27 protein-coding genes and 1 tRNA gene are annotated in these 24,923 nt (G+C 66.4%); 15 read left to right on the top strand and 13 right to left on the bottom strand.

The annotated features are described in order from the left end of the window. Window positions 1–47 precede the first annotated feature (47 nt). The 3 genes from CHB74_RS11070 (at window position 48) to CHB74_RS11065 (ending at window position 3,721) form a co-directional block, all read left to right on the top strand. Window positions 48–2,585: a TonB-dependent receptor gene (locus CHB74_RS11070; RefSeq protein ID WP_179220805.1), complete on the top strand. Its 2,538-nt coding sequence runs from the start codon at window positions 48–50 to the stop codon at window positions 2,583–2,585. A 75-nt stretch (window positions 2,586–2,660) separates the two neighbouring features. Beyond that, complete coding sequence (locus CHB74_RS22445) at window positions 2,661–3,083, top strand: hypothetical protein (RefSeq protein ID WP_245842838.1); 423 nt, start codon at window positions 2,661–2,663, stop codon at window positions 3,081–3,083. After that, window positions 3,038–3,721: a tyrosine-protein phosphatase gene (locus CHB74_RS11065; RefSeq protein ID WP_245842836.1), complete on the top strand. Its 684-nt coding sequence runs from the start codon at window positions 3,038–3,040 to the stop codon at window positions 3,719–3,721. Before CHB74_RS22445 ends, CHB74_RS11065 begins: the two co-directional genes overlap by 46 nt. 264 nt (window positions 3,722–3,985) lie before the next feature. Here CHB74_RS11065 and CHB74_RS11060 read toward each other — a convergent pair. Continuing rightward, a tRNA-Arg gene (locus CHB74_RS11060) sits at window positions 3,986–4,062 on the bottom strand. Window positions 4,063–4,143: 81 nt separating this feature from the next. On the opposite strand from CHB74_RS11060, the gene CHB74_RS11055 reads away from it, so the two are divergent. Continuing rightward, a complete protein-coding gene (locus tag CHB74_RS11055) occupies window positions 4,144–4,656 on the top strand; it encodes a hypothetical protein (protein ID WP_089219698.1) in 513 nt (170 codons plus the stop codon). Window positions 4,657–4,671: 15 nt separating this feature from the next. Here CHB74_RS11055 and CHB74_RS11050 read toward each other — a convergent pair whose 3' ends face one another. From CHB74_RS11050 to fdhD, 4 genes are read right to left on the bottom strand one after another with little or no spacing between them, the layout of a single operon-like run. Then, window positions 4,672–5,205, bottom strand: a complete 534-nt coding sequence (locus CHB74_RS11050) for a gamma carbonic anhydrase family protein (RefSeq protein WP_089219697.1) — start codon at window positions 5,203–5,205, stop codon at window positions 4,672–4,674. Beyond that, entirely contained in the window at window positions 5,193–5,747 is a 555-nt protein-coding gene (locus CHB74_RS11045; RefSeq protein ID WP_089219696.1) for a GNAT family N-acetyltransferase, read from the bottom strand. Before CHB74_RS11045 ends, CHB74_RS11050 begins: the two co-directional genes overlap by 13 nt. Window positions 5,748–5,778: 31 nt before the next feature. After that, window positions 5,779–6,774, bottom strand: a complete 996-nt coding sequence (gene hemB / locus CHB74_RS11040; protein ID WP_089219695.1) for a porphobilinogen synthase — start codon at window positions 6,772–6,774, stop codon at window positions 5,779–5,781. 10 nt (window positions 6,775–6,784) lie between these two features. Further along, window positions 6,785–7,573, bottom strand: a complete 789-nt coding sequence (gene fdhD, locus CHB74_RS11035) for a formate dehydrogenase accessory sulfurtransferase FdhD (protein ID WP_089219694.1) — start codon at window positions 7,571–7,573, stop codon at window positions 6,785–6,787. 228 nt (window positions 7,574–7,801) lie between these two features. On the opposite strand from fdhD, the gene CHB74_RS11030 reads away from it, so the two are divergent. Further along, entirely contained in the window at window positions 7,802–10,174 is a 2,373-nt protein-coding gene (locus CHB74_RS11030) for an arylsulfatase (protein ID WP_089219751.1), read from the top strand. 180 nt (window positions 10,175–10,354) lie between these two features. On the opposite strand, the gene CHB74_RS11025 is transcribed toward CHB74_RS11030, so the two are convergent. From CHB74_RS11025 to rpmF, 6 genes are all read right to left on the bottom strand, one after another. Then, window positions 10,355–10,774: a VOC family protein gene (locus CHB74_RS11025; RefSeq protein WP_089219693.1), complete on the bottom strand. Its 420-nt coding sequence runs from the start codon at window positions 10,772–10,774 to the stop codon at window positions 10,355–10,357. Between the two features lie 96 nt (window positions 10,775–10,870). Then, window positions 10,871–11,221: a MerR family transcriptional regulator gene (locus CHB74_RS11020; RefSeq protein WP_089219692.1), complete on the bottom strand. Its 351-nt coding sequence runs from the start codon at window positions 11,219–11,221 to the stop codon at window positions 10,871–10,873. A gap of 25 nt (window positions 11,222–11,246) precedes the next feature. Next, complete coding sequence (locus CHB74_RS11015) at window positions 11,247–11,546, bottom strand: integration host factor subunit alpha (RefSeq protein ID WP_089219691.1); 300 nt, start codon at window positions 11,544–11,546, stop codon at window positions 11,247–11,249. A gap of 87 nt (window positions 11,547–11,633) precedes the next feature. Further along, the gene (locus CHB74_RS11010; RefSeq protein ID WP_089219690.1) at window positions 11,634–12,596 is read right to left on the bottom strand and encodes a beta-ketoacyl-ACP synthase III; all 963 of its coding nucleotides are present in this window, start codon (window positions 12,594–12,596) and stop codon (window positions 11,634–11,636) included. Next, window positions 12,593–13,630 carry a phosphate acyltransferase PlsX gene (gene plsX / locus CHB74_RS11005; protein WP_089219689.1) on the bottom strand — a complete coding sequence of 346 codons (1,038 nt, stop codon included), beginning with the start codon at window positions 13,628–13,630 and terminating at the stop codon, window positions 12,593–12,595. Before plsX ends, CHB74_RS11010 begins: the two co-directional genes overlap by 4 nt. Before the next feature lie 26 nt (window positions 13,631–13,656). Further along, entirely contained in the window at window positions 13,657–13,836 is a 180-nt protein-coding gene (gene rpmF, locus CHB74_RS11000; protein ID WP_089219688.1) for a 50S ribosomal protein L32, read from the bottom strand. Between the two features lie 197 nt (window positions 13,837–14,033). Here rpmF and CHB74_RS10995 point away from each other — a divergent pair, with 197 nt between their 5' ends. Then, entirely contained in the window at window positions 14,034–14,462 is a 429-nt protein-coding gene (locus CHB74_RS10995; RefSeq protein WP_089219687.1) for an MAPEG family protein, read from the top strand. Between the two features lie 21 nt (window positions 14,463–14,483). Here CHB74_RS10995 and CHB74_RS10990 read toward each other — a convergent pair whose 3' ends face one another. Then, window positions 14,484–15,152: an MBL fold metallo-hydrolase gene (locus CHB74_RS10990; RefSeq protein WP_089219686.1), complete on the bottom strand. Its 669-nt coding sequence runs from the start codon at window positions 15,150–15,152 to the stop codon at window positions 14,484–14,486. A gap of 44 nt (window positions 15,153–15,196) precedes the next feature. On the opposite strand from CHB74_RS10990, the gene pabB reads away from it, so the two are divergent. The 3 genes from pabB to msrA all read left to right on the top strand — a co-directional run bounded on the left by pabB (window position 15,197) and on the right by msrA (window position 19,128). After that, window positions 15,197–16,966: an aminodeoxychorismate synthase component I gene (gene pabB / locus CHB74_RS10985; RefSeq protein ID WP_089219685.1), complete on the top strand. Its 1,770-nt coding sequence runs from the start codon at window positions 15,197–15,199 to the stop codon at window positions 16,964–16,966. Window positions 16,967–17,136: 170 nt separating this feature from the next. Continuing rightward, on the top strand, window positions 17,137–18,339 hold the full coding sequence (locus CHB74_RS10980) for a pyridoxal phosphate-dependent aminotransferase (protein WP_089219684.1): 1,203 nt from the start codon (window positions 17,137–17,139) through the stop codon (window positions 18,337–18,339). A gap of 57 nt (window positions 18,340–18,396) precedes the next feature. Then, a complete protein-coding gene (gene msrA, locus CHB74_RS10975; RefSeq protein ID WP_089219750.1) occupies window positions 18,397–19,128 on the top strand; it encodes a peptide-methionine (S)-S-oxide reductase MsrA in 732 nt (243 codons plus the stop codon). Window positions 19,129–19,131: 3 nt separating this feature from the next. Here the strand turns inward: msrA and pyk are convergent, their stop codons facing one another. Then, a complete protein-coding gene (pyk, locus tag CHB74_RS10970; protein WP_089219683.1) occupies window positions 19,132–20,595 on the bottom strand; it encodes a pyruvate kinase in 1,464 nt (487 codons plus the stop codon). Between the two features lie 78 nt (window positions 20,596–20,673). On the opposite strand from pyk, the gene CHB74_RS10965 reads away from it, so the two are divergent. The 6 genes from CHB74_RS10965 (at window position 20,674) to CHB74_RS10940 (ending at window position 24,902) form a co-directional block, all read left to right on the top strand. Next, a complete protein-coding gene (locus tag CHB74_RS10965; RefSeq protein WP_089219682.1) occupies window positions 20,674–21,087 on the top strand; it encodes a DUF1244 domain-containing protein in 414 nt (137 codons plus the stop codon). Between the two features lie 81 nt (window positions 21,088–21,168). Further along, window positions 21,169–22,500: a metal-dependent hydrolase family protein gene (locus CHB74_RS10960; RefSeq protein ID WP_089219681.1), complete on the top strand. Its 1,332-nt coding sequence runs from the start codon at window positions 21,169–21,171 to the stop codon at window positions 22,498–22,500. A gap of 176 nt (window positions 22,501–22,676) precedes the next feature. Next, on the top strand, window positions 22,677–23,276 hold the full coding sequence (locus CHB74_RS10955; RefSeq protein WP_245842834.1) for a PEPxxWA-CTERM sorting domain-containing protein: 600 nt from the start codon (window positions 22,677–22,679) through the stop codon (window positions 23,274–23,276). Between the two features lie 161 nt (window positions 23,277–23,437). Further along, window positions 23,438–23,680 (top strand): DUF2312 domain-containing protein, encoded by a 243-nt coding sequence (locus CHB74_RS10950; protein ID WP_089219680.1) that lies wholly within the window; start codon window positions 23,438–23,440, stop codon window positions 23,678–23,680. Window positions 23,681–23,841: 161 nt separating this feature from the next. Continuing rightward, the gene (locus tag CHB74_RS10945) at window positions 23,842–24,159 is read left to right on the top strand and encodes a heavy metal-binding domain-containing protein (protein WP_089219679.1); all 318 of its coding nucleotides are present in this window, start codon (window positions 23,842–23,844) and stop codon (window positions 24,157–24,159) included. Then, entirely contained in the window at window positions 24,156–24,902 is a 747-nt protein-coding gene (locus CHB74_RS10940; RefSeq protein WP_089219678.1) for a hypothetical protein, read from the top strand. The genes CHB74_RS10945 and CHB74_RS10940 overlap by 4 nt, the downstream gene beginning before the upstream one ends. The last annotated feature ends 21 nt before the right edge of the window (window positions 24,903–24,923 follow it).

The raw sequence follows: 24,923 nt of genomic DNA, 5'->3' as shown, positions 1-24,923 counted from the left end.
GCCGGGCCCCGTTTGCATCTTATCCCCTGACAAGCAGGAGGGGATGGATGTTTCTTAGTCACAAGACGAACCTGATGGCGGCCAGCGCGGCGCTGATCTGCAGCGTGGCCGGCCCGGCTTATGCGCAGGCGGTGCAGATCGACATCGCACCGCAGCCGCTGGGCAGCGCGCTCAACCAGATGGCCATTCAGGGGCGCAGCCAGATCCTGTTTCGTCCCGAGGTGGTGGCCGGGCGGACCGCGCCCGCGGTGCGCGGTTCGATGACGGTGGATGCCGCGCTCGACAGGCTGCTTGAACATAGCGGGTTGCAGCACCGGCAGGACCGGAACGTCATCCTGGTCGACAAGCCGACGCGGATCAGCATGCGCGCCGATGCGGCGCCGGCGATGGCCGCGCAGGCCCCGCTCGCATCCGACATTGCCGTGGCCGAGGAAGCCCCGGCGCCGAGCAACCAGCTCGACGAGATCATCGTCACCGCGCAGAAGCGCGAAGAATCGCTGCAGGACACGCCGATTTCGATCGCGGTGCTGGGCGGCGACGAACTCAAGGCGCGCGGGCTGACCGCGCTGGCCGATTTCGCCTCGGGCGCGGTGCCGTCGCTGCGCGTCATCCCGCAGCAGGGGCGCCCCTCGACGCTCAACATCACGATGCGCGGCATCAACCCCGGCGATCCTTCGCAGGTGAGCCGCGATCAGGCGGTCGGCGTCTATCTCGACGGCGTCTATCTCGGCCGCGCGCAGGGCCTCGGCTCCGAAATGTACGATCTCCAGCGCATGGAAATCCTGCGCGGGCCGCAGGGCACCCTGTTCGGCCGCAACGCCGTGGGCGGTGCGATCAGCATGGTTTCGAAACGGCCCACCGGCACCTTCAGCGGCGATATCACCGCAGGCGTCGGCAATTTCGACTGGCGGACGGTGAAGGCGCATCTCAACCTGCCCGAATTCGCCGGCTTCAGCATCAAATTGGATGGCGTGTGGACCAAGCGTGACGGCTGGGTGGAAAATCCGCTGGCCGATGCGTCCGACTGGGCGGCGGTCGATCGCCGGGGCGGGCGGATCAGCGTGCTGTGGGAACCGGCCGACAATCTCGAATTCCTCTATTCGTTCGATATCTCCCGCGACGCTTCGACGGCAGGTTATCAGCAGAGCGTTCGCCTTCCGGGCGCGCCGCCTTTCCCGGCGATCTTCTATGACGAGCCGAAGCGGGTGAAGCGCGGCCGCGTCGGCGTGCCGCTGGAACCGAGCCTCGGCAAGGTGCAAGGCCACAGCCTGAACGCCACCTGGGATCTTTCGGATGATCTGACGGTCCGGTCGATCACCGCTTATCGCAAGATCGAACAGGCGCAATATACCAATAGCGGCGGTCTGCTTACGCCTTACACTCCCAATGGCGTGTTCGGGCGCGTCAGCTATGCCGACGTCCATCAGGATCAGTTCAGCCAGGAAGTCCAGCTGCTCGGCAATTTCGATAATCTCGAATTCGTCGCCGGCGCCTTTTACTTCGAGGAGGACGCGACCGATCTGGCGTTCACGCCTTTCTCGGCGATGTTCAACAGCGATGGCACGGGCTATCGCCTGCTGCCGATCGATTTCAACAGCCCGCGCTTCCCGGATCGCGGCAGCGACATCAACGCCCGGTCGACCGCCCTGTTCGGGCAGGCGACCTATACGCCCGGCATTCTGGATGAACGCCTGCACCTGACCGGCGGCCTGCGCTGGACCAGCGATCGCAAGAAGGGGGCGCTGACCCGCAGCCGTGGCGCGGTGATCGACATTCCGTTCAAATTCTCGTCCGATCGGCTCGATCCCGCCTTCACGGTCGATTACAACTGGACGGACGACGTCAACACCTATGTCCGCTGGGGGCAGGCCTATCGCGCCGGTGGCGCCAATTCGCGTTCGTTGACCTATCGCCCGTTCGACGACGAAGAAGTGTCGACCTGGGAAATCGGCGCCAAGACCGAATTGTTCGATCGCCGCGTGCGTTTCAACCTCGCCGCTTTCCACACCACCTACAAGAACCGGCAGGTGGATTTCGTCAATCCGGCCAGCCCGTCCAATCTGGAAACGCTGAACGCGCCGGGATCGACCACGATCAAGGGTATGGAATTCGACCTCACCGCACGGCTGGCGCCGGGGCTCACCCTGACGGGCGGCTATGCCTTCACCGATGCGGAAGCGGCGGTGGATCGCAACCCGTTCACCGATCAGCTTCAGGAAGGCGCGGTGCTATACACGCCGAAGCATTCGGCGGTGCTGGGGCTGGATCATGAGATGTCGGTGCTCGACGATGCGACGTTCACCACCCATGTCGACGCCGTCTATTCCAGCAGCTTCTTCACCGGTGGCGCCGATCAGCCCAAGACCGGCTCTTACGCGATGCTCAACGCCCGCGTGACGCTGGGCGATCTGGAAATGCGCGATGGCGGCGCGAAGCTCGCTTTCTCGCTGTGGGGCAAGAACCTCACCAATGCGCGCTGGAAGCTGTTCAGCTTCAATATCGCCGGCCCGGGCCTTGCCAATCTGTCGACGGCGGTCTGGAATGAACCGCGCACCTATGGCGTCGAAGCGAAGGTGAACTTCTAGTCCAGCGGGCTGGCAAAAGCGGGGCGGCCGATCCGGCAGGGCGGGATCGGCCGTCTCTCTGAAATAAGGAGGAGGATGGAGCTGATGGGAATGGTGGCGAAGATCGGCGGGGTGGCGATGGTGGCCCTGTGGCTTTCGGGCACGGCAATGGCGGCCGAGCCGCTGCGCGTGCAGCGTCAGGATGCGCAGACGGTGGTGATCGAGCGCGACGATGCGGCGGCGGCAAGCTTCTGGCTCAGCAAGGATACGCAGCTGGATGACGGCGACAGCGCGGTCGCGCGCGCCAGCACGGCACGGCGGCTGACCGCCAGCGTGCCGGCGGGTGAGCGCCTGTTCGTCATCATGCAGCGCGGCGATGGCGCGCCGCTGGTGGCGGCCGAACGCGTGCTGCCGCTGGAAAGGGCAGCAACTTCCGCGATCTCGGCGGCTACAAGACGCGCGACGGCAAGGTTGTGCGGTGGGGCAAGGCGTTCCGTTCGGGTGCGATGCCGATGCTGACGGAGGGCGATTATACCCTGCTCGGCCAGCTCGATATCGGCACCGTCGTCGATTTCCGCACGCTCGAGGAACGCGAAGTCGCGCCCGATCTGCTCGATGACCGGATGGGCGCGCTGTTCATCTCCAACGATTATTCGATCGTGCCGATGTTCGCGAAGATGAGCGCGGGCGAGCGCGACAATATCTATAGCGGCATCGAACTCACCATCGCGCCCCAGCTTCGTTCGCTGTTCAAGCGGCTGCTCGCCGGCGACGGGGCGGTCGTCTATCATTGCTCCGCGGGCCAGGATCGCACCGGCGTCGCCACGGCGCTGATCTACGACGCGCTCGGCGTCGATCGTGAAACGATCCTCAAGGATTATCACCTGTCGACCGAATTGCGGCGCGTGGAAAATGAGATGCCGCCGATCGCCGCCGGCCAATATCCGAACAACCCGATGGTCAAATATTATCTGGCGAGCCGCGCCAAGGGGCCGGCCAAGGCCGAGCCGCTCTACACGTCGGCGGGCAAATCGCACCTCGCCCAGTTCTTCGACCATCTGGATGCGACCTATGGCGGTTCCGCCGGCTATCTGAAGGCGAAGCTCGGCTTCACCGACGATGATCTGAACCGGCTGCGGACGATCATGCTGCAATAGGCGCAGCCAGCGTTAAAGGGGGGCAAGGGGGTGGCCGGGCTACCGGCTGCCCCCGCGTCGCGTCTGGAGACTGGCGGCTGCGGCTGGCGGCTGCGACTGACCGTCGCGATCATCGCTGGGGCGACGGGCTTGTGAACCCTCACCTTGAACCAACGGAACGGCGGCCGGGCGGCTGGGCGTCCGATCTCAAATGCGAATGGGAGAACGCGGCAGGTGCCGGAAAAACAAACCCCCGCCAAGTCATTTGACTGTGGCGGGGGATGTTGGCGCGCCCGGAACGATTCGAACGTCCGACCCTCAGATTCGTAGTCTGATGCTCTATCCAGCTGAGCTACGGGCGCGTTGGAGTGGCGCTGTTAGCCGCACATTTTCGGGAGCGCAACCCCGTTGCCGCAGATAATTTGCACACGTAAAGCCATGGCATGCATTTGAACCCCAAGATCGCGCTGTCTGCGCCGCTTCTAGCCCTTGGGCTGCTCGCCGGTTGTGCCGAATCGCGCACCTCCTATCCGTCGCTGGCGCCGCGCGCGGTGGAAAAATTGCCGATCGAGGAACCGGAGGCCGAATCAACGGCGGCGAATCCCGTCCCGATCGATTCTGCCAGCGACGGCCGGATCGCGGCGGAGGTGGCGGCCGCCGATGCGTCGCGGGCGCGGTTCGAGCGCGAACTGGCGCCGTCGCGCCGTGCGGTTGCGGCCGCCGGTGGTCAGGCGGCGGGCAGCGAGGCGTGGATCGCCGCGCAGCAGGCGCTGACCCGGCTCGATGAGACGCGCGGCCCGGTCTCCTCCGCGCTGGCGACGCTCGATGCGATGATGGTGGCCTCGGGCGGCGTGCCTTCGCCCGCGCTGGCCGAAGCGTGGGGCAAGGTTTCGGCGCTGGACGATACCCAGCGCACGACCTTCAATGAACTCGCGGCGAAGCTCGCCCAGCCCTGATCTAACCTGATCGGGTCAGGCAGTCGCGATCGCCGCCGCGTGGCGGCGGGCCAGCGCGACATAGCCGGCCACGCCCTTCTGGTGGGCGGCCAGCTCGTCCGGCGTCAGATCGCGAACATATTTGGCCGGGCGGCCGGCCCACATCTGTCCGCTCGGGATCCGCTTGCCCGGCGTCAGCATTGCGCCCGCCGCCAGCATCGCATCGCTTTCGATCTCGCAACCGTCCATCACGATCGCGCCCAGGCCCACAAAGGCCCGGTCGTGGAGCCGGCAGCCATGGATGATCGCGGTGTGGCCGATCAGGCAATCGGCGCCGATCACCGTGTCGTGCAGCTTGGTGGTGACGTGGACGATCGTGCCGTCCTGGATATTGGTGCGCGCGCCCACCGCGATCGGGGCGACATCGCCGCGCAGCACGCAATTATACCAGATGCTGGCACCTTCCCCCAGGCTGACGCTACCGATGATCCGCGCGCCGGGCGCAATGAAGCCGGCACGGGCGACATCCGGCGCCGCGCCTTCGAAGGGCAGGATCGTCACGCCTTCCATGCGCCGACCTCCCAGTCCTTGGCCTCGATCATGTAAAGGATGGTGGGGTTGTCCTCCGGCGGCACGCGGACGTCGTTGAAATCGAGGTCGGGCCGCCGGGTCATGCCCAGCCGTTCCATCAGGCCCCAGCTGCCCCGGTTGCGTGGGCTGGTGATCGCGATCACCCGTTCGCCCTTCACGACGCCGAAGGCATAATCCAGGCTGACCGATGCCGCCTCGCGCGCATAGCCCTGTCCCCAGCAATCGGCGTCGATGCGCCAGCCGATCTCCAGTTCGCCCGGCAGCGTCGCGCCTTCCGCGTCGAACAGCTTCAGGCCGCACAGGCCGATCGGGCGGCCATGATCCTTGCGGAACAGGCCGAAGAAGCTGAAACCGCGATCGGCCTGCAGGCGGATCATCTTGTCCACCTTCTCGTCGCTCATCGTCCGCGCCATCGGCCCGCCCAGATAGGTCATCACCTGCGGGTCCGCCGCCTGCGCGGCCACCCAGCCCTTGTCGGCCTCGGTTATCGGCTTCAGCACAAGCCGTGCGGTTTCGATCATCGCTGTCTCCAAGGGGCGTGTGCGATTGGGATCAGGCGCCAAGCAGGCGCGCGGCGTGGTGGGCGTGGTAGGTCAGCACGCCCGAACAGCCGGCGCGGCGGAAGGCCGTCAGCGTTTCGATCACCAGCGCGTCGCGGTCGCCCGCGCCGGCAGCGACGGCGGCCTCGATCATCGCATATTCGCCGGACACCTGATAGGCGAAGACAGGCACCTCGAACCGCTCCTTCACGCGGCGCACGATGTCCAGATAGGGCAGGCCGGGCTTCACCATCACGCTGTCGGCGCCTTCGGCCAGATCGAGCGCCACTTCGCGCAGCGCTTCTTCCGCATTGGCATAATCCATCTGGTAAGCGCGCTTGTCGCCCTTCAGCAGCCCGCCGGAACCGACTGCATCGCGGAACGGGCCATAGAAGGCGCTCGCATATTTGGCCGAATAGGCCATGATCTGGACGTTGCGATGGCCTTCGCGTTCCAGCGCCTGCCGGATCGCGCCGACGCGCCCGTCCATCATGTCGGACGGGGCCACGATATCCGCCCCCGCTTCCGCCTGGACGATCGCCTGCGCGACGAGCAGTTCGCTCGTTTCGTCGTTCAGCACATAGCCGGTCGCGTCGACCAGCCCGTCATGCCCGTGCGCGGTATAAGGGTCGAGCGCGACATCGGTCAGCACGCCGATATCGGGCACCGCATCCTTGATCGCCCGGATTGCGCGGCACATCAGATTGTCGGGGTTCAGCGCCTCGCGCCCGTCATCGGTGCGCAGCTCGCGCGGCGTGTTGGGGAACAAGGCGATGCAGCCGATGCCGAGCGCCTTCGCTTCCTTCGCTACCGCGCCGATGCGATCGACCGAATGGCGCGACACGCCGGGCAGCGTGCTCACCGGATCGGTGACGCCCGTGCCTTCGGTCACGAACAGCGGCCAGATCAGGTGCGCGGGCGACAGGTGCGTCTCGGCGACGAGCGCGCGGCTCCAGGCGGTGGCACGGGTGCGGCGGAGGCGGAGGGCGGGGAAGCTGGCGTGAGTCATGCCCCGGCTTCTAGCCCGTCGCCGCCCCCGCTTCCAGCGCGGCATCCGGCCGGGCGAGGGTGATGAGCCTGAGGCCCGCGGCCTCCGCGCGATCGAGCGCGAGGCTGGTCGGCGCGGAGATGGTGACGAGCAGCGGGCAGTTGGCGAGCACGGCTTTTTCGACCAGTTCGAACGAACAGCGCGCGGTGAGCAGCGCGGCGCCGCCAGCCCAGTCCAGCCCCCCGGCCAGCATCGCGCCGATCAGCTTGTCGAAGGCGTTGTGACGGCCGACATCCTCGCGCACCAGGCGGATCGCGCCATCGGCCGAAAGCAGGGCCGCGGCGTGGGTGGCGTTGGTGGCCCGGTTGATCGGCTGATTGGCGCCCAGTTCGGCAAGGGCGGCGAACAGGGCGGGTTCGCCGATGCTGGATATCGCGGTGACGCGCGGCAGCGGGCGCAGCGCCTGTTCCAGATTTTCCAGGCCGCACAGCCCGCAGGAGGATTCGGAGACGCGGTGGCGGACGCGATCGACCACGCGGTCCGCGCGTTCGGGGATCAGCGTGACGCGCAGGATGACGCCGCGATCATGCGCGTGGGTGGCGATGTCGACGATATCGGCGGCGGTGTCGATCAGCCGTTCGGCATGGCAGAAGCCGAAGGCGAAATCGGCGAGGTCGACGGGGCTCGCCATCATCACGGCATAGCCGAGGCCGTTCACCTCGATCGCGATCGGGGTTTCGAGCGCGATCCGGCGCGTGGCGGGCTCGCGACGGCCATCGGGGGCGAGGCGGGTGAAGGCGCGCGAAACAAAGGGTTCCATGGCCGCGCTATAGCCCACAATCCCCGGCCACCCCAGCCAAGGGCATCGGCGGCCGCGCGTGATCGACCGCCCTCAGGCGCGGTCAGGGTTGTCACCGATGGGCGCGGCCTTGGCACGCGGGTTAGCGTGCCCCGCCGATCGGCCGTGCGGGGCAGCGTCGAGTCGTTGCGCATCCCAACCGACGTGTGGCGGTTCGCCGATCCGATCTTTTTGATGCGGAGGATGATCATGGCGCTCAAGGAATATTCGGCCGGACAGGCATTTAACGGTGTGATCGGCCGAACCTTCGATGTTTCGGAGCCGTCCTGGCCCGCGCCGCTGCGCGCGAAGGAAGGCATGCCGAACGTGCTGTTCATCATCCTCGACGATACCGGCTTCGGCCATCTCGGCTGTTATGGCAGCCCGATCCACACGCCCAATATCGACGCGCTCGCCGCCGATGGGCTGCGTTACGCCAATATGCACACGACGGCGCTCTGTTCGCCCTCGCGCTCCTGCTTCATCACCGGGCGCAACCATCATTCGAACGGCATGTCGTGCATCACCGAAGGATCGACCGGCTTTCCCGGCGGCAACGGCATCATCCCGTTCGAAAACGGCTTCATCTCCGAAATCCTGCTGGAACAGGGCTATAACACCTATGCCATCGGCAAGTGGCACCTGACGCCGACCGAGCAGACGTCCGCCGCCGGGCCCTATAATCGCTGGCCGCTGGGGCGCGGGTTCGAACGCTATTACGGCTTCCTGGGGGGCGACACGCACCAATATTATCCCGAACTGGTGCGCGACAACACGCAGACCGAGCCCGAAAAGACGCCGGAGGAAGGCTATCACCTGACCCCCGATCTGGTGGCGCAGGCCAAGGCGATGATCGCCGATGCCAAGCAGGTCGCGCCGCAAAAGCCCTTCTACATGTATTTCTGCACCGGCGCGCAGCACGCACCGCACCATGTGCCCAAGGAATGGGCCGACAAATATAAGGGCAAGTTCGACGGCGGCTGGGATGCCTATCGCGAGGAGACATTTGCCCGGCAGAAGAAGATGGGGCTGGTGACCAAGGATGCCGAGCTTTCCCGCCACGATCCCGACGTGCAGGACTGGGGCAAGCTGCCCGAAAATGAACGCAGGCTATATGCCCGGATGATGGAGGTGTTCGCCGGCTTCCTGGAACATACCGACCATTATATCGGCGAGCTGATCGCGTTCCTGAAGGAGATCGGCGAATATGACAACACGCTGATCATGCTGGTTTCCGACAATGGGTCGAGCGCCGAGGGTGGGCCTTCCGGTTCGGTGAACGAGAACAAGTTCTTCAACAATGTGCCGGACGATCTGGAGCAGAATCTGGCGGCGATCGACGACATTGGCGGCCCGAAATATTTCAACCACTTCCCCTGGGGCTGGACCCACGCGGGCAACACGCCCTTCCGCCGCTGGAAACGCGAAACCTATCGCGGCGGCGTATCCGATCCGTTCATCGTCAGCTGGCCAAAGGGCATCAAGGCCAAGGGCGAGATCCGCACGCAATTCTGCCATGCGATCGATCTGGTGCCGACCGCGCTCGATTGCTGCGGGGTGGAGCCGCCGGCCGCGATCCGTGGCGTCACCCAGGCCCCGATCGAAGGGTTCAGCCTGAAAAACACCTTCGACGACGCCAAGGCCGAAGGGCTGCACAAGACCCAATATTTCGAGATGTTCGGGCACCGGTCGCTCTACCATGACGGCTGGCGCGCGGTGTGCCCGTGGCCGGGCATATCCTTCGTCGAAAGCGGGCGCAGCTTTGGCGATCCGCTCGATCATGACATGCTCACCAAGCTCGATGCCGAAGGGTGGGAGCTTTACAACCTCGCCAAGGATCCGGCCGAAACCAGCAATCTGGCGGACAAGGAACGCGCCCGCCTGATCGAGATGATCGGCATGTGGTATGCCGAGGCCGGCAAATATAATGTGCTGCCGATCGACAGCCGCGGCACGTTGCGGCTGGGCGAACCGCGCCCGCAGATCGCGGTCGGCCGCACCAAATATATCTATTATCCGGGAACCCAGGTCGTGCCGGGCAACGCCGCGCCGCGCGTGCTGAATGTCGCCCATTCGGTGTCGGTGCATGTCACCATGCCCAAGGACGGGGCCGAGGGCGCCGTGTTCACCATGGGCGGAAATGACGGCGGCTTCGTGCTCTATGTAAAGGGCGGCAAACTCATCTACGGCTATAATTATGTCGCGGACCAGCGTTTCAAGGTGGTCTCCGACAGCGACGTGCCGGCTGGCGACCATGTGCTGAGCTTCGAATTCACCCCCACCGGCAAACCCGATCTGGCCAAGGGCAAGGGCACGCCGGCGACGGTGAAGCTGCTGGTCGATGGCAAGCAGGTCGGGCAGGGCGACATGCCGGTCACGATCCCGATCCAACTGGGTCTGGGTGCCGGCGTGTGCGTGGGCAGCGACAATGGTTCGCCGGTGATGCTGGCGGACGAATATAAGCCGCCCTTCGCCTTCACCGGCACGATCCACAAGGCGCTGGTCGACGTGACCGGCGAACCGCTGGAGGACAAGGACGAGCTCATCCAAGCCTATCTGAAATCCGCCATGGCACGGCAATAAGGCGATGGCGATGACGGGCCCGGCGGTGTTTTGCCGCCGGGCCCGATAGCGCGATGGGCGGGGCAGGCTGGCGTGATATCGGGTGGGAGGGGGCTGACACCGACGGCCTCGTCCGACATGAAAAAGGCGCGCGTGCCGGACAGAGACGCCTTGATCGGCGGAGACTTGTGCCGACCCGCGTCAGATGTCGAAAACTCGCACGCCCTTGGCCGGGTTGTCGCGATAATAAGACAGCCTCGTTTCCAGCGATCCACGATGGATTTCGAGCTTATGCCCATCGGGATCGAGGAAATAGGTGGAGGCGCCTTCGCTCTTATTGTCCTTCCAGATCACGCATTCGGCGGCCAGCCGCGCGCTCAGAGGGCCGTAGTCGGCTTCCGATACACTGAAGGCAATATGGGTATAATCCGCGTGCGGGGATGATCGCGCATCATCGTCGCGGGACAGGCAGAGCCAGAGCGACCCTGCTTCAAGATACGCGCCGTCAGCCCACAGGGCGCGCACGGTGCAGCCGAGAATGTCGCGATAGAAATGCAGCGATCGATCGAGATCGGCAACGGCGATCGTGACATGATTCAGTCCGCTTATGCCCACCTTCATCGCCGGTCCCGCCAACCCGTGATTGTGCATCCGGTATCGAGCAGGGTGGGTAGCGGAGCAAGCGTTCAGGTCGCTGGTGAGCCGCGACGCAGAGCCTTATTGCGCGGCGAGGGCCGCGTGGAGTTCGTCGCGGATCGCTTCGAGGGCCGGGATCAGATCGGCCGCAGGTGGCGGCGGCACGGGGCTCGCCTGTTGCGGGGTTTCCGCATCGCCGCTGCGCAGCAATTGCTGGACGCCGCGGATCGTATAGCCTTCGCTGTTCAGCAGCGTGTGGATGCGGCGGACGAGCGCCACATCGGCCGGGCGGTAATAGCGCCGGTTGCCGGCGCGCTGCAGCGGACGAAGCTGGGGGAAACGCGTTTCCCAATAGCGCAGCACATGCTGCGCTATGCCCAGCTCGTCCGCCACTTCGCCGATCGTGCGGAAGGCATTGTCCGCCTTGGCCACGCGATCGCCTTTATCGTTCCGTCCGTCAGCCGGCCTTGACGATGCGATCACGCATCATCTGGCTGGCACGGAAGGTCAGCACGCGGCGAGGTGCGATCGGCACTTCGACGCCGGTCTTGGGGTTGCGCCCCATGCGCTGGCCCTTATCGCGCAGCACGAAGCTGCCGAAGCCGGAGATTTTCACGTTCTCGCCACGTTCGAGCGCCTGGCTCATCCGGTCGAGTATCTGTTCCACCATCCCCGCCGACTCGGCCCGGGAAAGGCCGATGTTGCGGTGAACGGCTTCAGCCAGGTCCGCTCTGGTCAGCGTCGCTGCCTCGGTCATCAACGTCCCCTTCGTTAAGTCCGTGGGACTTAACCATACTCCTCGCGGCTTTATGCGCAAAGACCTGATTTTGCGGCGCGCCGGCCGTCAGTAACGGACCGCCGCGGCCCCCCAGGTGAAGCCGCCGCCCATCGCTTCCAGGATCAGCAGATCGCCGCGCTTGATGCGGCCGTCGCGGATCGCGGTGTCGAGTGCCAGCGGCACCGATGCGGCGGAAGTGTTGGCGTGCTGATCGACCGTCATCACCACCTTGTCGGGCGAAAGGCCGAGCTTGCGGGCGGTGGCGTCGAGGATGCGGCGGTTGGCCTGGTGCGGCACCACCCAGTCGACATCGGCGACCGAAAGGCCGGCCTTGGCCAATGCTTCGCCGAGCACGGAGGCGAGGTTGACGACGGCGTGCTTGAACACCTCCGGCCCCTTCATCCGCACCTTGCCCACGGTCTGCGTGGTCGACGGGCCGCCATCGACATAGAGGAGCTGGTTGTGCCGGCCGTCGGCGTGCAGCTGGACCGAGAGGATGCCCGATTCGCTGTCGTCCTGGGCCTTCAGCACCACGGCGCCGGCGCCGTCGCCAAAGAGCACGCAGGTGGTGCGGTCTTCCCAGTCGAGGATGCGGCTGAAGGTTTCCGCGCCGATCACCAGCGCGTTGCGGGCGCCGCCCGCGCGGATCATGCTGTCGGCCACCGACAGCGCGTAGAGGAAGCCCGAGCAGACCGCCTGCACGTCGAAGGCGACGCAATCATTGATGCCGAGCGCGGCCTGAACCTTGGTCGCGGTGGCGGGGAAGGTCTGATCCGGCGTCGCGGTGGCGAGCACGATCAGGTCGATATCGGTGGCGGCCATGCCGGCGGCCTCCAGCGCGCGCCGCGATGCATCGGTCGCCAGCGTCGCCGTGGTTTCGCCTTCACCCGCGATGTGGCGGAAGCGGATGCCCGTCCGCTCGACGATCCACGCGTCCGAAGTGTCGACGGTTTCCGCCAGCTCGGCGTTGGAAACGCGACGCTGCGGGAGCGCCGAACCGCTGCCTGCAATGATCGCCCGTCGGGTCATGCCGCTGCCTCATGGGCGCGGATCTGATCGAGATCCTCTGCAATCCTGCGACCGAGATCGTTCTTCACGAGACTTGCCGCCACGCCGATTGCATTCGCCACACCTTGTACATTGGCTCCGCCATGGCTTTTTACAACCACGCCGTTGAGGCCCAGAAACACTGCGCCATTATGATTGTTGGGATCGAGATGGTGGCGCAGCAATTCGGTTGCCGGGCGCGAGATCAGGAAACCGATTTTCGAACGCAGCGAGCTGGTGAAGGCGCGGCGCAAGAGGTCGGTGACGAAGCGCGCGGTGCCTTCCATCGTCTTGAGCGCGATATTGCCCGAAAAGCCGTCGGTGACGACGACATCGGTTTCGCCGCGGCCCAGCCGATCGCTTTCGATAAAGCCTTCGAAGCGGAGATGGAGGTGATCCTCGGCGCGCAGGCGAGCGGCGGCATCGCGCAGCTCGTCGGTGCCTTTCAACTCTTCGGTGCCGATGTTGAGCAGGCGCACGCGGGGCCGCTCGATGCCGAGCGCGCAGCGCGAATAGGCCGCGCCCATCACCGCGAACTCGACGAGGTTGCGGGCGTCGCACTCGGTATTGGCGCCGAGATCGAGCATGACGAGATCGGTATCGCCGACGGTGGGCAGCAAGGCGGCCAGCGCCGGCCGGTCGATGCCCTTCATCGTGCGCAAGGCGAGCTTGGACATCGCCATCAGCGCGCCGGTATTGCCGGCGGAAACCGCCGCATCGGCGGCATGCGCCTTCACCGCCGCGATGGCGAGGCCCATCGACGTTGTCTTGGCGCGACGGATCGCCTGGCTAGGCTTGTCCTCGCCACTGATCGCCTCGGGGGCGTGCGCCACCTCTGCCCGCCCGGCGAGTGCCGGATGGCGGGAGAGCTGTTCGCGAATCGCGGTTTCATCGCCGAACAGCACGAAGCGCAGCGACGCGTCTCGCGCCGCCGCAATGCTCGCACCTTCGACCATGGTCGCGGGGCCACCATCGCCGCCCATCGCGTCGATGGCGATTCGCGGCGATCCTGCCATGACCCCCTCTTCCTAGCCTATTAGGCTCAGGCCTCGACCGAGATGACTTCGCGACCGTTATAGTGGCCGCAAGCGTTGCACAGGTTGTGCGGACGCTTCAGTTCGCCGCAGTTCGGGCATTCCTGGAAGGATTCGACCGAAAGCGCATCGTGGCTGCGGCGCATGTTGCGCTTCGACGGCGAAGTTTTTCTCTTGGGGACGGCCATCTCGGCACCTGTTCCATCTATGCAAAAAAGAAATAAGCGACGAGTTTCGCCGCCAGCGATCCATCACCTTGTGAGTGGGGACCGAGCGGCCGGGCTCGTCGCGAACGGCCTGCCCTATAGCGATTTCGCCCCATGTTGCAACCCGCCGCGCACCATGCGAGTCACACGGCCGTCAAAAATCAGGGGAAGAGAGGCGCATGGCCGTCCTGCCGATCACGCTCACCATCGCCGCGGCTGCGGCGTTCATCAATATCTGGCTCGGCATGCGCGTCGGCCGTGTCCGCACGACGGCGAAGGTGCTGACCGGCGATGGCGGGCATCCGCTGCTGGTGGCGCGGATGCGGGCGCAGGCCAATTATGTCGAAAACGCGCCTTTCTTCCTGATTCTGCTGGGCCTTGTCGAACTGGCCAAGGGGCAGGCGCTGTGGCTGTGGCTGGTCGGCATCGCCTTCGTCATCGCGCGCGTGCTGCACGCCTTCGGCATGGACAGCCTGGAAAAGCCCGCGAAAACGCGGATGATCGGCATCATCCTGACCTGGCTCGTCCTCCTCGGCCTCGCCATCTATGCGCTGGTGATCGTCTATGCGCTGCCCGGCGCGGCGGCGACCAGCACGGTGATTGGCTGAAACGACGGCGGCTGATTCGAATCAGCCGCGCGCCAGCACCGAATCGGCCACGAACGGATTGCTGCGCCGTTCGTGGGCGAAGGTCGACATCGGGCCATGGCCGCAGACGAAGGCGGTCTCGCCGCCCAGCGGCCATAATTTGCGGGTGATCGCGTCGATCAGATCGGCGTGATTGCCCATCGGGAAATCGGTGCGACCGATCGATCCCTGGAACAGCACGTCGCCGACGATGGCGAGCTGCGACGGCGCATGGTGGAAGACGACATGGCCGGGCGTGTGGCCCGGGCAATGGATGACGTCGAGCACGAGATTGCCCACCGTCACCGTGTCGCCATCGCCCAGCCAGCGATTCGGTTCGAACACGCGGCCTTCGATGCCATAATTGCGGCCGTCCTCGTCCAGCCGCGCGATCCAGAAGCGATCGGCCTCGTGCGGGCCTTCGATCGGCACGCCCAATTGTTCGGCCAGAATGCCGGTGCCGCCGCAATGATCGATATGGCCGTGGGTGACGAGCAGCTTTTCGATCGTCACGCCGGCTTTCTCCGCCGCTGCCTGCAGCCGGGGCAGATCGCCGCCGGCGTCGATGAAGGCGCCGCGCATCGTGGCCGTGCACCAGATCAGGGTGCAATTCTGCTGCAAAGGCGTGACGGGCACGATCGCGGCGCGGAGCGGGGGCAGGGCTTCGGTCATCGCAGGGGGTTTACGAAAGCCCTCCCGGCGCGGCAACAGGCGGCGTGACGATCGACCTTGCCCGCCCTTTCATCCTGCTCGACGACGCCCGTGCCGTCGGCGCCGGCCCGTCGCGGCTCTATGCCGATCCGGTGGAGGTGATCGCGGCCGCCACGCTCGACGAGGTCGGCCCGGCATTGGTGGCGCTCCGCCAGGCGCGGGCGCGCGGCCTGCACGCGGCCGGGTTCATCGCTTATGAGGCCGGGCTCGCGCTCGAAGGGCGGCTGGGCGCGCTGCCGGCGTCGGCCGGTGCTGGCGGCGGGCCGCTGTTGTGGTTCGGCCTGTTCGATCGGTTCGCGGCATTGCGGCAGGACGAGGTGGCCGGCCTGCTGCCCGATCCGGCGGGAAGCTGGGCGGGGCGCCCCCGCCCGCGCATATCGCGCGCCGATCATGCGGCGGCCTTTGGGCTGGTGCGCGACTATATCGCCGCGGGCGACATCTATCAGGCGAATCTCAGCTTCCGGGCGGACGTGCCCTTCGCCGGCCATCCGCTGGCGCTCTACGCGGCGATGCGTGGCGCGAGCCATGGCGGCTGGGGCGGGGTGGTTTTCACCGGGCGGCACTGGCTCCTGTCCTGTTCGCCCGAACTGTTCTTCGAACTCGACGATGGCATGCTCGTCGCGCGCCCGATGAAGGGCACCGCGCCGCGCGGACGCGATGCCATGGCGGATGCGGCGATTGCCGGGGCGCTGGCCGCCGATCCCAAGGAACGCGCCGAAAATCTGATGATCGTCGATCTGCTGCGCAACGATCTGTCGCGCGTGGCGGCGGCAGGCAGCGTGGCGGTGCCGGCACTGTTCACGGTCGAAACCTATCCGACCATCCATACCCTCACCTCCACCGTCACCGCGCGGCTGGCGCCGGATCGCGATGCGGTGGATGTCGTCGAGGCGATCTTCCCCTGCGGTTCGGTAACCGGCGCGCCCAAAATCCGGGCGATGGAAATCATCGCCGGGGTAGAGGCGGACGCGCGCGGGCCCTATACAGGGTCGATCGGCTGGCTCGATCCGGCGGGCAATGCGGCATTCAACGTCGCCATTCGCACGCTGGCGCTGGAACAGGGGAGCAAGGTTGCGGAGCTGGGGCTTGGATCGGCCGTCGTCGCCGATTCGACGGCGGATGGCGAATGGCGCGAATGCCTGGCGAAAGGCGCGTTCGTGACGGCGGCTGCGCGCCCGTTCGACCTGATCGAGACGATGCGGTTCGATCCGATGGCCGGCCTTGTCGAACTGGAACGCCATCTTTCGCGGATGAAGGCTTCGGCCGAAGCACTGGATTTCGCCTTCGATCGCCATGGCGCGCGCAACGAATTGCAGGCCGCCACCTTCCGGCTGCGCGATGCGCGTCGCGTGCGGCTGATGCTGTCGCCGTCGGGCGCGCTCGCGGTCGAGGTGCGGCCGATGCCCGCCACGCCCGCCACCGCCGATGTGCGGATCGCCCCCCGGCCGGTCGTGGCCGAGGACGTGCGCTTGCATCACAAGACCAGCGACCGGGCCTTTTACGACGATGTCCGCCGTGTGGCGGACTGTTTCGAGGTCGTCTTCCACGATCGCGACGGCCGGCTGACCGAAGGCAGCTTCACCAACATCTTCGTCGAGCGCGATGGCGTGCTCGTCACCCCGCCGCTGGCGCGCGGGCTGCTTCCGGGCGTGCTGCGCGACACGCTGATCGCCGACGGGCGCGCGGTGGAAGGCGATCTGGCCGTAGCCGATCTGGCGCAGGGCTTTTTCATCGGCAATGCGTTGCGCGGGCTGATCCCGGCGCGCCTCGCCTGACCTAATTGCCTGACTGAATCGCCAGACTGAATCCGGCGCCGGACGGGCCGCGCGCGAAACGCGGCTTCACGCGGGCAGGGATTTTCTTCGCCAATGTTGCGCCGCAACGGTTGAGCGGGGGCGGGGGCGGGGGTATAGCCCGCCCGCCTTCAATCCTGGGGACACGATCCATGACCTTCACGTCCGCCGCGCTCGGCCGCATCAAGCCGTCCGCCACCCTCGCCATGACCAGCCGCGTTCTGGAGCAGAAGGCGAAGGGCATCGACGTGATTGGCCTTTCGGCCGGCGAGCCCGATTTCGACACCCCCGATTTCGTGAAGGCCGCCGCGATCGAGGCGATCAACAGCGGCAAGACCAAATATACCAATGTCGACGGCACAGCCGAGCTGAAGGCGGCGATCGCCACCAAGTTCAAGCGCGACAACGGCCTCGTCTACGAACCCGGCCAGATCAGCGTGAACGTGGGCGGCAAGCACACCCTGTTCAACGCGCTGGTCGCCACGGTCGATCCGGGCGACGAGGTGATCATCCCGGCGCCTTATTGGGTGAGCTATCCCGATATCGTGAACTTCGCCGGCGGCGTGCCGGTGGTGATCGAGGCGGGCGCCGCCCAGGCCTATAAGATCACGCCCGAACAGCTCGACGCGGCGATCACGCCCAAGACCAAGTGGCTGCTGCTCAATTCGCCGTCCAACCCGTCGGGCGCGGCTTACACCGAAGCCGAGCTCAAGGCGCTGGCCGATGTGCTGCGCCGCCACCCGCATGTGTGGGTGATGGCCGACGATATGTACGAGCATATCGTCTATGACGACTTCCACTTCACCACGATCGCCCAGGTGGCGCCCGATCTCTATGATCGCACGCTGACGGTGAATGGCTGTTCCAAGGCCTATTCGATGACCGGCTGGCGCATCGGCTTCGCCGGCGGCCCGCTGTGGCTGATCAAGGCGATGGCCAAGCTGCAGTCGCAGTCGACGTCGAACCCCTGTTCGATCGCGCAGGCGGCGGCGACCGCGGCGCTGACCGGCGACCAGAGCTTCCTCAAGGATCGTGCCCGCGCCTTCCAGGTCCGCCGCGATCTCGTCGTCGGCCGGCTGAACGCGATCGACGGCATCAACTGCCCGGTCCCGGAAGGCGCCTTCTACGTCTATCCCGACGTTTCGGGCCTGATCGGCCGCAAGACGCCGGCGGGCCTCGTCATCGAGAATGACGAGATGCTGATCGGCTATTTCCTCGACGAAGGCCGCGTCGCGGCCGTCCATGGCGGCGCCTTCGGCCTCTCGCCGGCCTTCCGCGTCAGCTATGCCACGTCGGAAACCGTGCTTACCGAAGCCTGCGACCGCCTGGCCGAGGCGTGCGCCGCGCTCAAGTGATGTAACTTTCCGGGGGCCGGGCGCGTATCTTCCTCAGCCATTGCGCGAGGAGGAATGATGCCCGGCCCCCATTTCCGTCTGCCGAAGGTGCAGATTGCTGCCGCCGGCCTGGCCGCAGCCGTGGCGCTGGCCGTGCTGGTGCCGATATCGCGGCCCGACACCGCAGCCGCGATCGCGGCGGAAAGCGCCGTCCGCCTGCCGCCGCCCACGCTTGATCCGGCCTCCCCCGCGCGATCCGAAATCGCGATCTTCGCCGGTGGCTGCTTCTGGGGCGTGCAGGGCGTCTTCCAGCATGTGAAGGGCGTCACCTCCGCCGTTTCGGGCTATGCCGGCGGGACGAAGGGCACGGCCAGCTACGATCGGGTCAGCACGGGGGCGACGGGCCATGCCGAAGCGGTGCGGATCACGTTCGATCCCCGCATCGTCAGCTATGGCACGCTGCTGCGCATCCATTTTTCGGTGGTCCACGATCCCACCCAGCTCAATCGGCAGGGGCCGGATCGCGGCACGCAATATCGTTCGGCGATCGTGCCGGTGACGGCGGCGCAGCGGCAGGTGGCCGCCGCCTACATCGCCCAGCTCGGCAAGGCGAAGGCCTGGCCACGGCCGATCGTGACGCGGATCGAGCCCGATCGGGGCTTCTACCCGGCCGAGGCCTATCATCAGGATTATCTGACCCGGCACCCGGACCAGTTCTACATCCGCGTCAACGACCTGCCCAAGATCACGGCGTTGAGCCGGGAGTTCCCGGCGCTCTACCGCGCGAAGCCGGTGCTGGTTGGCAAGTGAGGTTTATTCGCCCCGGCCCTTCAGTTCGTGGCCGGTTAGCCGCACGACGTGGAGCACATTGGTCGAACCCGGCGTTCCGAACGGCACGCCCGCCATCACGATGATGCGATCGCCAGCCTTGGCGATGCCCTGGCGCAGCGCCATGCGCTTGGCCTTGCCGACCATCTCCTCGAAACTGTCGACGTCGCGGGTGTGCACGGCGTGCGCCCCCCAAAGCAGGCCGAGCCGGCGGGCGGTGGCGAGGCTGGGGGTTAGCACCAGCAGCGGCACGTTCGGCCGCTCGCGCGAGATGCGCCGCGCGGTCGAGCCCGAGGTGGTGAAGCAGATGATCGCGGCGGCGGAAACCGTGCGGGCGATATTGCCGGCGGCTTCGGCCAGCGCGTCCGCCGTGGTGGGATCGGCGGGCGTCTCGGTGAAGTGCAGCCGGGCGGAATAGCCGGGATCGCTTTCGACCGAGACGGCGATCGAATTCATCATCGCCACCGATTCCGTGGGCCAGGCGCCCGCCGCCGATTCGGCCGAAAGCATCACCGCATCGGCGCCGTCATAGATGGCGGTCGCGACGTCGGACACTTCGGCGCGGGTGGGCGTCGGCGCCTGGATCATCGATTCGAGCATCTGCGTGGCCACCACGACCGGACGGCCCATGCGACGCGCGGTTTCGACGATGCGTTTCTGCGCTGGCGGCACGCGTTCGGGCGGCAGCTCGACGCCGAGATCGCCGCGCGCCACCATCACCGCATCGGCCTGTTCGAGAATCTCGTCGAGCCGCTCGAGCGCGGCGGGCTTTTCGATCTTGGCGAGCAGCGCGGCCTTGCCGCCGATCAGGCGCCGCGCTTCGGCCACGTCCTCCGGCCGCTGGACGAAGCTGAGCGCGATCCAGTCGGCACCCTGGCTGAGCGCGAAGGCCAGATCCTTGCGGTCCTTGTCGGTCATCGCGGCCATCGGCACCACCACGTCGGGCACGTTCAGGCCCTTGCGGTTGGACAGCGGCCCGCCGACCTCGACCGTGGTTTCCACCCGGCCGTCATCGATATCGGTGACGCGCAACACCAGCTTGCCATCGTCCAGCAGCAGCCGGGCGCCGGGACGCAGCGCCTCGAAAATCTCGCGATGGGGCAGCTGGACGCGGGTCGCGTCGCCCGGCGCGGGATCGCGATCGAGCACGAAGCGCTGGCCGGTCTTCAGTTCCACCCGATCGCCGGCGAAGGTGCCGATGCGCAGCTTCGGCCCCTGCAGGTCGAACAGGATCGTCGTCGGGCGATCGATCTCGGCCTCAAGCTGGCGGATGGCGGCGACCAGCGCCGCCTTGTCGTCATGTCCGCCATGGCTCATGTTGATGCGGAACGCGTCGGCGCCCGCCAGATAGAGCTTGTGGATCATCTCCGGCGTCGCGCTGGCCGGCCCCAGCGTGGCGAGCACGCGGACATTGCGCTCGCGGGCGGCGGGGACGAACTTGTTGGCCATGACGACGACCTACTCCCTATAGGATGAAGCGGGCTGGTTAGAGCCTATTTGCGACAGATCAAGTTTGGAGTTTGCGCCATGAAGCCCACAGAAACGGTCACGCGCCCCGAAGATGCGATCGACGACGCGGTGGCCGCGGCCGCGTTCCGCCGGCTGCTCCGCCATCTGGGCCACCGCACCGACGCGCAGAATGTCGATCTGATGGGGCTGGCGGGCTTCTGCCGCAACTGTCTGGCCGATTGGGTGCAGGAAGCGGCGGACGGCGCGCTCGACCGTGAAACCGCGCGGTACATGGTCTATGGCATGCCTTATGGCGAATGGAAGACGCGCCACCAGGCCGAAGCCACGCCGGAACAGCTGGCCCGCATGGAGGCCAGCATCGCGCGAAACAAGGCGGCGCCGGACGATGCGATCGAGGCCGAGCTGGACGATGCCCTCGACGCCAGTTTCCCGGCCAGCGATCCGCCCGCGATCACCGATCCATCGCGTTGAAAACAGGGCGGCAACACAGCCGCTTCAACCTTAAACGATCCCGCATTAGGGTGCGCGCCTTCACAGGAGGAATCACCCTAGATGCGAAAGACCATGCTGGCGCTCTGCGCTGCCGCGCTGCTCACCGGAACCGCGCTGGCGCAGACGCCGACGACGCCCCACATCACCTATATCCAGGCGGGCGCTTTGCTCGACAAGCCGGGCAGCCGCCCGCGCGGGCCGGCGACGATCATCGTGCGCGACGGCAAGGTCGCCGAGGTGCGCGACGGGCTGGTCGCGCCCGAAGCCGGGGCGGAACTGGTGGATCTCCGCGATCGCTTCGTGCTGCCGGGGCTGATCGACATGCACGTCCATTTCTACAGCGATGGCGATCCGCTGAAGGAACGGCTGGAAAGCCCCGGCCGCGATTATGAGGACGAACTGATCCTCGCCGCGCGCCACGCCCGCATCACGCTGGAAGCCGGCTTCACCACGGTGCGCGATCTGGGCGGCGAGCCGCGCGGCATCGCGTCGCTGCGCGATGCGATCAACACCGGCGATCTGCCGGGGCCGACGATCGTGCCGGCCGGACGGATGATCTCGATCTCGGGCGGGCATGGCGACGCCAACGGCCTCAACCGCGATTATTATGAGGCGGTCCACCAGCATCAGACCAATGTCTGCGACGGCGCGGACGAATGCCGCCGCGCGGTGCGCGCGCAAATCCGCGATGGGGCGGAAACGATCAAGTTCGCGGCCACCGGCGGCGTGCTGTCCAACGTCGCGGGCGGGCTTGGCCGGCAGATGACGCCGGACGAAATGAAGGCGATCGTCGAGACCGCGCACAGCTTCGGCCGCAAGGCGACCGCGCACGCCCATGCCAAAGAAGGGATCGAAACCGCGCTGGAGGCGGGCGTCGATTCGATCGAGCATGGCAGCTTCCTCGACGACAATACGATCAAGCTGTTCAAGGCGAAGGGCGCCTATCTGGTGCCAACGATGATCGCCCCCGTCACCGCGCTGCGCAACGCGCGTGCGGGCGCGCTGCCGGCGGCGTCGATCTCCAAGGCCGAATCGGCCGCCGCCGCCGCCGCCAAGAGCCATGCGCTCGCCATCCGTTCGGGCGTGAAGATCGCCTTCGGCACCGATACCGGCGTGTCCAAGCACGGCACCAACGCGCAGGAATTCGCGCTGATGGTGCAGGCCGGGATGACGGCTGACGCCGCGATCCGCGCCGCCACCGTCGATGCGGCCGATCTGCTCGGCCGGTCGGACCGGCTGGGCACGATCGAAGCGGGCAAGGATGCCGATATCATCGCCGTTGCCGGCAGCCCGCTGGACGATGTCCGGCAGCTGGAAAATGTGGACTTCGTGATGCGTCACGGCGTCGTCCACAAGTTGGGCGGTAAGCGCCAGGCCTTCCCGGCGGAATGATCGGTGGTGGGGCGGCCCGATGGCCGGGGCCGCCCCGCTTCCCCTGTCGGAATCGTTTACAGTCTCTTAACTAACACACGCGCAGCGCTAGATATACCGTGCTTGGCACGGTCCTTGCTGGATACTTCGCCGATGAAAAAATCGGGTCGCGTACCTGTCCAGTGGGAGTGTTCCAGATGAAGTCCATGTTCCTCAAAGCCGCCGCCGTCGTCAGCATCGGCCTGGCCGCCGCCGTTCCGGCCGAAGCCGCCGTCACCTTCGACATCGACACCGCCAACACCGCGGTCGTCGTCACCGATTTCGATCAGCTCGGCTGGACCACCTTTTCGGCGAGCCTCGCCGGACTTCCCGGCGCCTTCTCGCTCGAAGAGGGTGACAGCTTCACCTTCGACTTCGCCAACCTCAACATCGGTGGCGTTTTCGGCGGCGGCACCGCGACGCTGGAAGCTTCGCTCGCTTTCCTGAATCCGGGCGGCGCGGGCAGCAGTGAAGGTGCCGGCTGGTATGCCAAGGGTGTCGTCCTGACGGGCGGTGCGCTGGTGTGGGACGACATCGCGCCGATCACTGTCGGTGGTGTGACCTACAAGATCGATTTCAGCGATCTCGCCGGTCTCTCGATCCACAACCCGACGGTCACGGCGACCGTCACGCTGCTCGAAGACGGCGTCGGTGGCGCGGTGCCGGAACCGGCGACCTGGGCGATGCTGATCGCCGGCTTCGGCATGGTCGGCGGCGCGATGCGCATGAATGCGCGGCGCCCGGCGCTCGCCGCCTGATCTCTCTTTCTGGGGGGAGCGACGCCGTCGGCCTAGCGGCCGGCGGCGTTTGCATGTCCGGCTGCGGCGGGCCGAGGCGATTTCGATGCGCTCGATAATTCCATCCGGCCGCGATTCGCTTTAGAGCCTCCGCTTCCATCGAATCAGGAGTGAACGACCGGATGAGCGAACCCAATGTCGCGGCCGATCAGCTGAGGCTGTTCATCGAGCGCATCGAGCGGCTGGAAGAAGAGAAGAAGGGCATTTCGGACGACATCAAGGACGTCTATCTGGAAGCCAAGAGCCAGGGCTATGACGCCAAGACGATGCGCACCATCGTCCGGCTGCGGAAGATGGAAAAGCATGCCCGCGATGAAGCCGAAGCGCTTCTCGAAACCTACAAGGCGGCGCTCGGCCTCGGCTGATCGTCCCGGGCGGGTCGGCCATGCGCCACCCGCCCGCCCCGCCGGCTTGGCCGTGTCCGCCGGCCCTTATGCTCCCGTCGCCACATTCGCCGTCGGTGCCCCGCATACTGGCGTTGCCGTTTCGAATCGGGCAATGATCCCGGCCGCGAAAGGGAGCCTGCATGATCATCACCACAACCACGGCGATCGAAGGGCGGCCTGTCCGCGATTATCTGGGCGTCGTTACCGGCGAGGTGATCGTCGGCGCCAACCTGTTCAAGGATCTGTTCGCGTCGGTGCGCGATATCGTCGGCGGCCGTTCCGGCGCCTATGAAGGCGCGCTGCGCGACGCGCGCACCCAGGCGTTCGAGGAGCTGACGTCGGAGGCGCGCGATCTGGGCGCGGATGCCGTGATCGGCATCGACATCGATTATGAGGTGCTCGGCCAGAATGGGTCGATGCTGATGGTGTCGGTCAGCGGCACGGCAGTGAAGCTTTGACCGCCCCGGCGATCGAGCCCAGCGTCGCCGGCGTTCGCCGTGCGGTGATCGATCATCTCCGGCAGGCTTATGTGCCGGTCGAGATGTGGCTGATCGCGCTGGCGGTGACGACGGGCACCAATTTGCTGACTTTCGCGACCGTGCCTGCTGCGGGCGAGCGCCCGACGGCCGGCTTCATCGTGATGGCGGTCGTCCGCGTCGTTGCGGTGTTGTGGCTGGCTTATGCGCTGATCCGGCGGATCGCCGGCGTGCCGCGCCCGTTCGCACCCGGCTGGCCGCTGCTGCGCTTTGCCGGGTTGATGCTGGTGCTGGCGGCCGGCTTCGGGCTGTTTTCGCGGCTTGCCGATGTCGCCGCCGGGGGCGAGGCGGAACTGGCCGATACCTGGATCGCCCACATCATCGCCACAGCGATCTGGGCTGCCTTCACCATCGGCCTGCTGGCGTGGGAGGCGGCGCTGGCGATCGATGACCGGTCGTTTTCGTTCAAGGGGTTGCTGGCCCGGCAGCAGGGGCGGCTGGCGCCGTTATGGCTAGCCTTCGCCGCGCTGGTGCTGCCGTTCGCGGCCATCCATTTCGCGCTGACGCTGATCGCGGTGAAGCTGACATTGCCGGCCAAGGCGCTTGCCGCGCTGGCCTTTGTCGATGGCGCGGTTTCGGCGATCGAAATGGTCGCCACCTGCGCGCTGGTGGTCGTCGCGTGGAAAATCGCGTCGCCGTTGCGCGAAGGGGGCGCTGCCCGCTAAAGAGCAGCCACCTTTTTCAAA

The organism is Edaphosphingomonas laterariae (assembly GCF_900188165.1).
GTDB lineage: Bacteria > Pseudomonadota > Alphaproteobacteria > Sphingomonadales > Sphingomonadaceae > Sphingomonas_E > Sphingomonas_E laterariae.
Note: the sequence above shows the minus strand (reverse complement) of the source record. Positions and strands in the feature narration are given on the sequence as shown.

Excerpts from the sequence above, each read along its gene's own strand:
- CHB74_RS11070 (WP_179220805.1), top strand. The coding sequence starts at position 48 with ATGTTTCTTAGTCACAAGACGAACCTGATGGCGGCCAGCGCGGCGCTG.
- CHB74_RS22445 (WP_245842838.1), top strand. The coding sequence starts at position 2,661 with ATGGAGCTGATGGGAATGGTGGCGAAGATCGGCGGGGTGGCGATGGTG.
- CHB74_RS11055 (WP_089219698.1), top strand. The coding sequence starts at position 4,144 with ATGCATTTGAACCCCAAGATCGCGCTGTCTGCGCCGCTTCTAGCCCTT.
- CHB74_RS11050 (WP_089219697.1), bottom strand. The coding sequence starts at position 5,205 with ATGGAAGGCGTGACGATCCTGCCCTTCGAAGGCGCGGCGCCGGATGTC.
- CHB74_RS11045 (WP_089219696.1), bottom strand. The coding sequence starts at position 5,747 with ATGATCGAAACCGCACGGCTTGTGCTGAAGCCGATAACCGAGGCCGAC.
- hemB (WP_089219695.1), bottom strand. The coding sequence starts at position 6,774 with ATGACTCACGCCAGCTTCCCCGCCCTCCGCCTCCGCCGCACCCGTGCC.
- fdhD (WP_089219694.1), bottom strand. The coding sequence starts at position 7,573 with ATGGAACCCTTTGTTTCGCGCGCCTTCACCCGCCTCGCCCCCGATGGC.
- CHB74_RS11030 (WP_089219751.1), top strand. The coding sequence starts at position 7,802 with ATGGCGCTCAAGGAATATTCGGCCGGACAGGCATTTAACGGTGTGATC.
- CHB74_RS11025 (WP_089219693.1), bottom strand. The coding sequence starts at position 10,774 with ATGAAGGTGGGCATAAGCGGACTGAATCATGTCACGATCGCCGTTGCC.
- CHB74_RS11015 (WP_089219691.1), bottom strand. The coding sequence starts at position 11,546 with ATGACCGAGGCAGCGACGCTGACCAGAGCGGACCTGGCTGAAGCCGTT.
- CHB74_RS11010 (WP_089219690.1), bottom strand. The coding sequence starts at position 12,596 with ATGACCCGACGGGCGATCATTGCAGGCAGCGGTTCGGCGCTCCCGCAG.
- plsX (WP_089219689.1), bottom strand. The coding sequence starts at position 13,630 with ATGGCAGGATCGCCGCGAATCGCCATCGACGCGATGGGCGGCGATGGT.
- rpmF (WP_089219688.1), bottom strand. The coding sequence starts at position 13,836 with ATGGCCGTCCCCAAGAGAAAAACTTCGCCGTCGAAGCGCAACATGCGC.
- CHB74_RS10995 (WP_089219687.1), top strand. The coding sequence starts at position 14,034 with ATGGCCGTCCTGCCGATCACGCTCACCATCGCCGCGGCTGCGGCGTTC.
- CHB74_RS10990 (WP_089219686.1), bottom strand. The coding sequence starts at position 15,152 with ATGACCGAAGCCCTGCCCCCGCTCCGCGCCGCGATCGTGCCCGTCACG.
- CHB74_RS10980 (WP_089219684.1), top strand. The coding sequence starts at position 17,137 with ATGACCTTCACGTCCGCCGCGCTCGGCCGCATCAAGCCGTCCGCCACC.
- msrA (WP_089219750.1), top strand. The coding sequence starts at position 18,397 with ATGCCCGGCCCCCATTTCCGTCTGCCGAAGGTGCAGATTGCTGCCGCC.
- pyk (WP_089219683.1), bottom strand. The coding sequence starts at position 20,595 with ATGGCCAACAAGTTCGTCCCCGCCGCCCGCGAGCGCAATGTCCGCGTG.
- CHB74_RS10965 (WP_089219682.1), top strand. The coding sequence starts at position 20,674 with ATGAAGCCCACAGAAACGGTCACGCGCCCCGAAGATGCGATCGACGAC.
- CHB74_RS10960 (WP_089219681.1), top strand. The coding sequence starts at position 21,169 with ATGCGAAAGACCATGCTGGCGCTCTGCGCTGCCGCGCTGCTCACCGGA.
- CHB74_RS10955 (WP_245842834.1), top strand. The coding sequence starts at position 22,677 with ATGAAGTCCATGTTCCTCAAAGCCGCCGCCGTCGTCAGCATCGGCCTG.
- CHB74_RS10950 (WP_089219680.1), top strand. The coding sequence starts at position 23,438 with ATGAGCGAACCCAATGTCGCGGCCGATCAGCTGAGGCTGTTCATCGAG.
- CHB74_RS10945 (WP_089219679.1), top strand. The coding sequence starts at position 23,842 with ATGATCATCACCACAACCACGGCGATCGAAGGGCGGCCTGTCCGCGAT.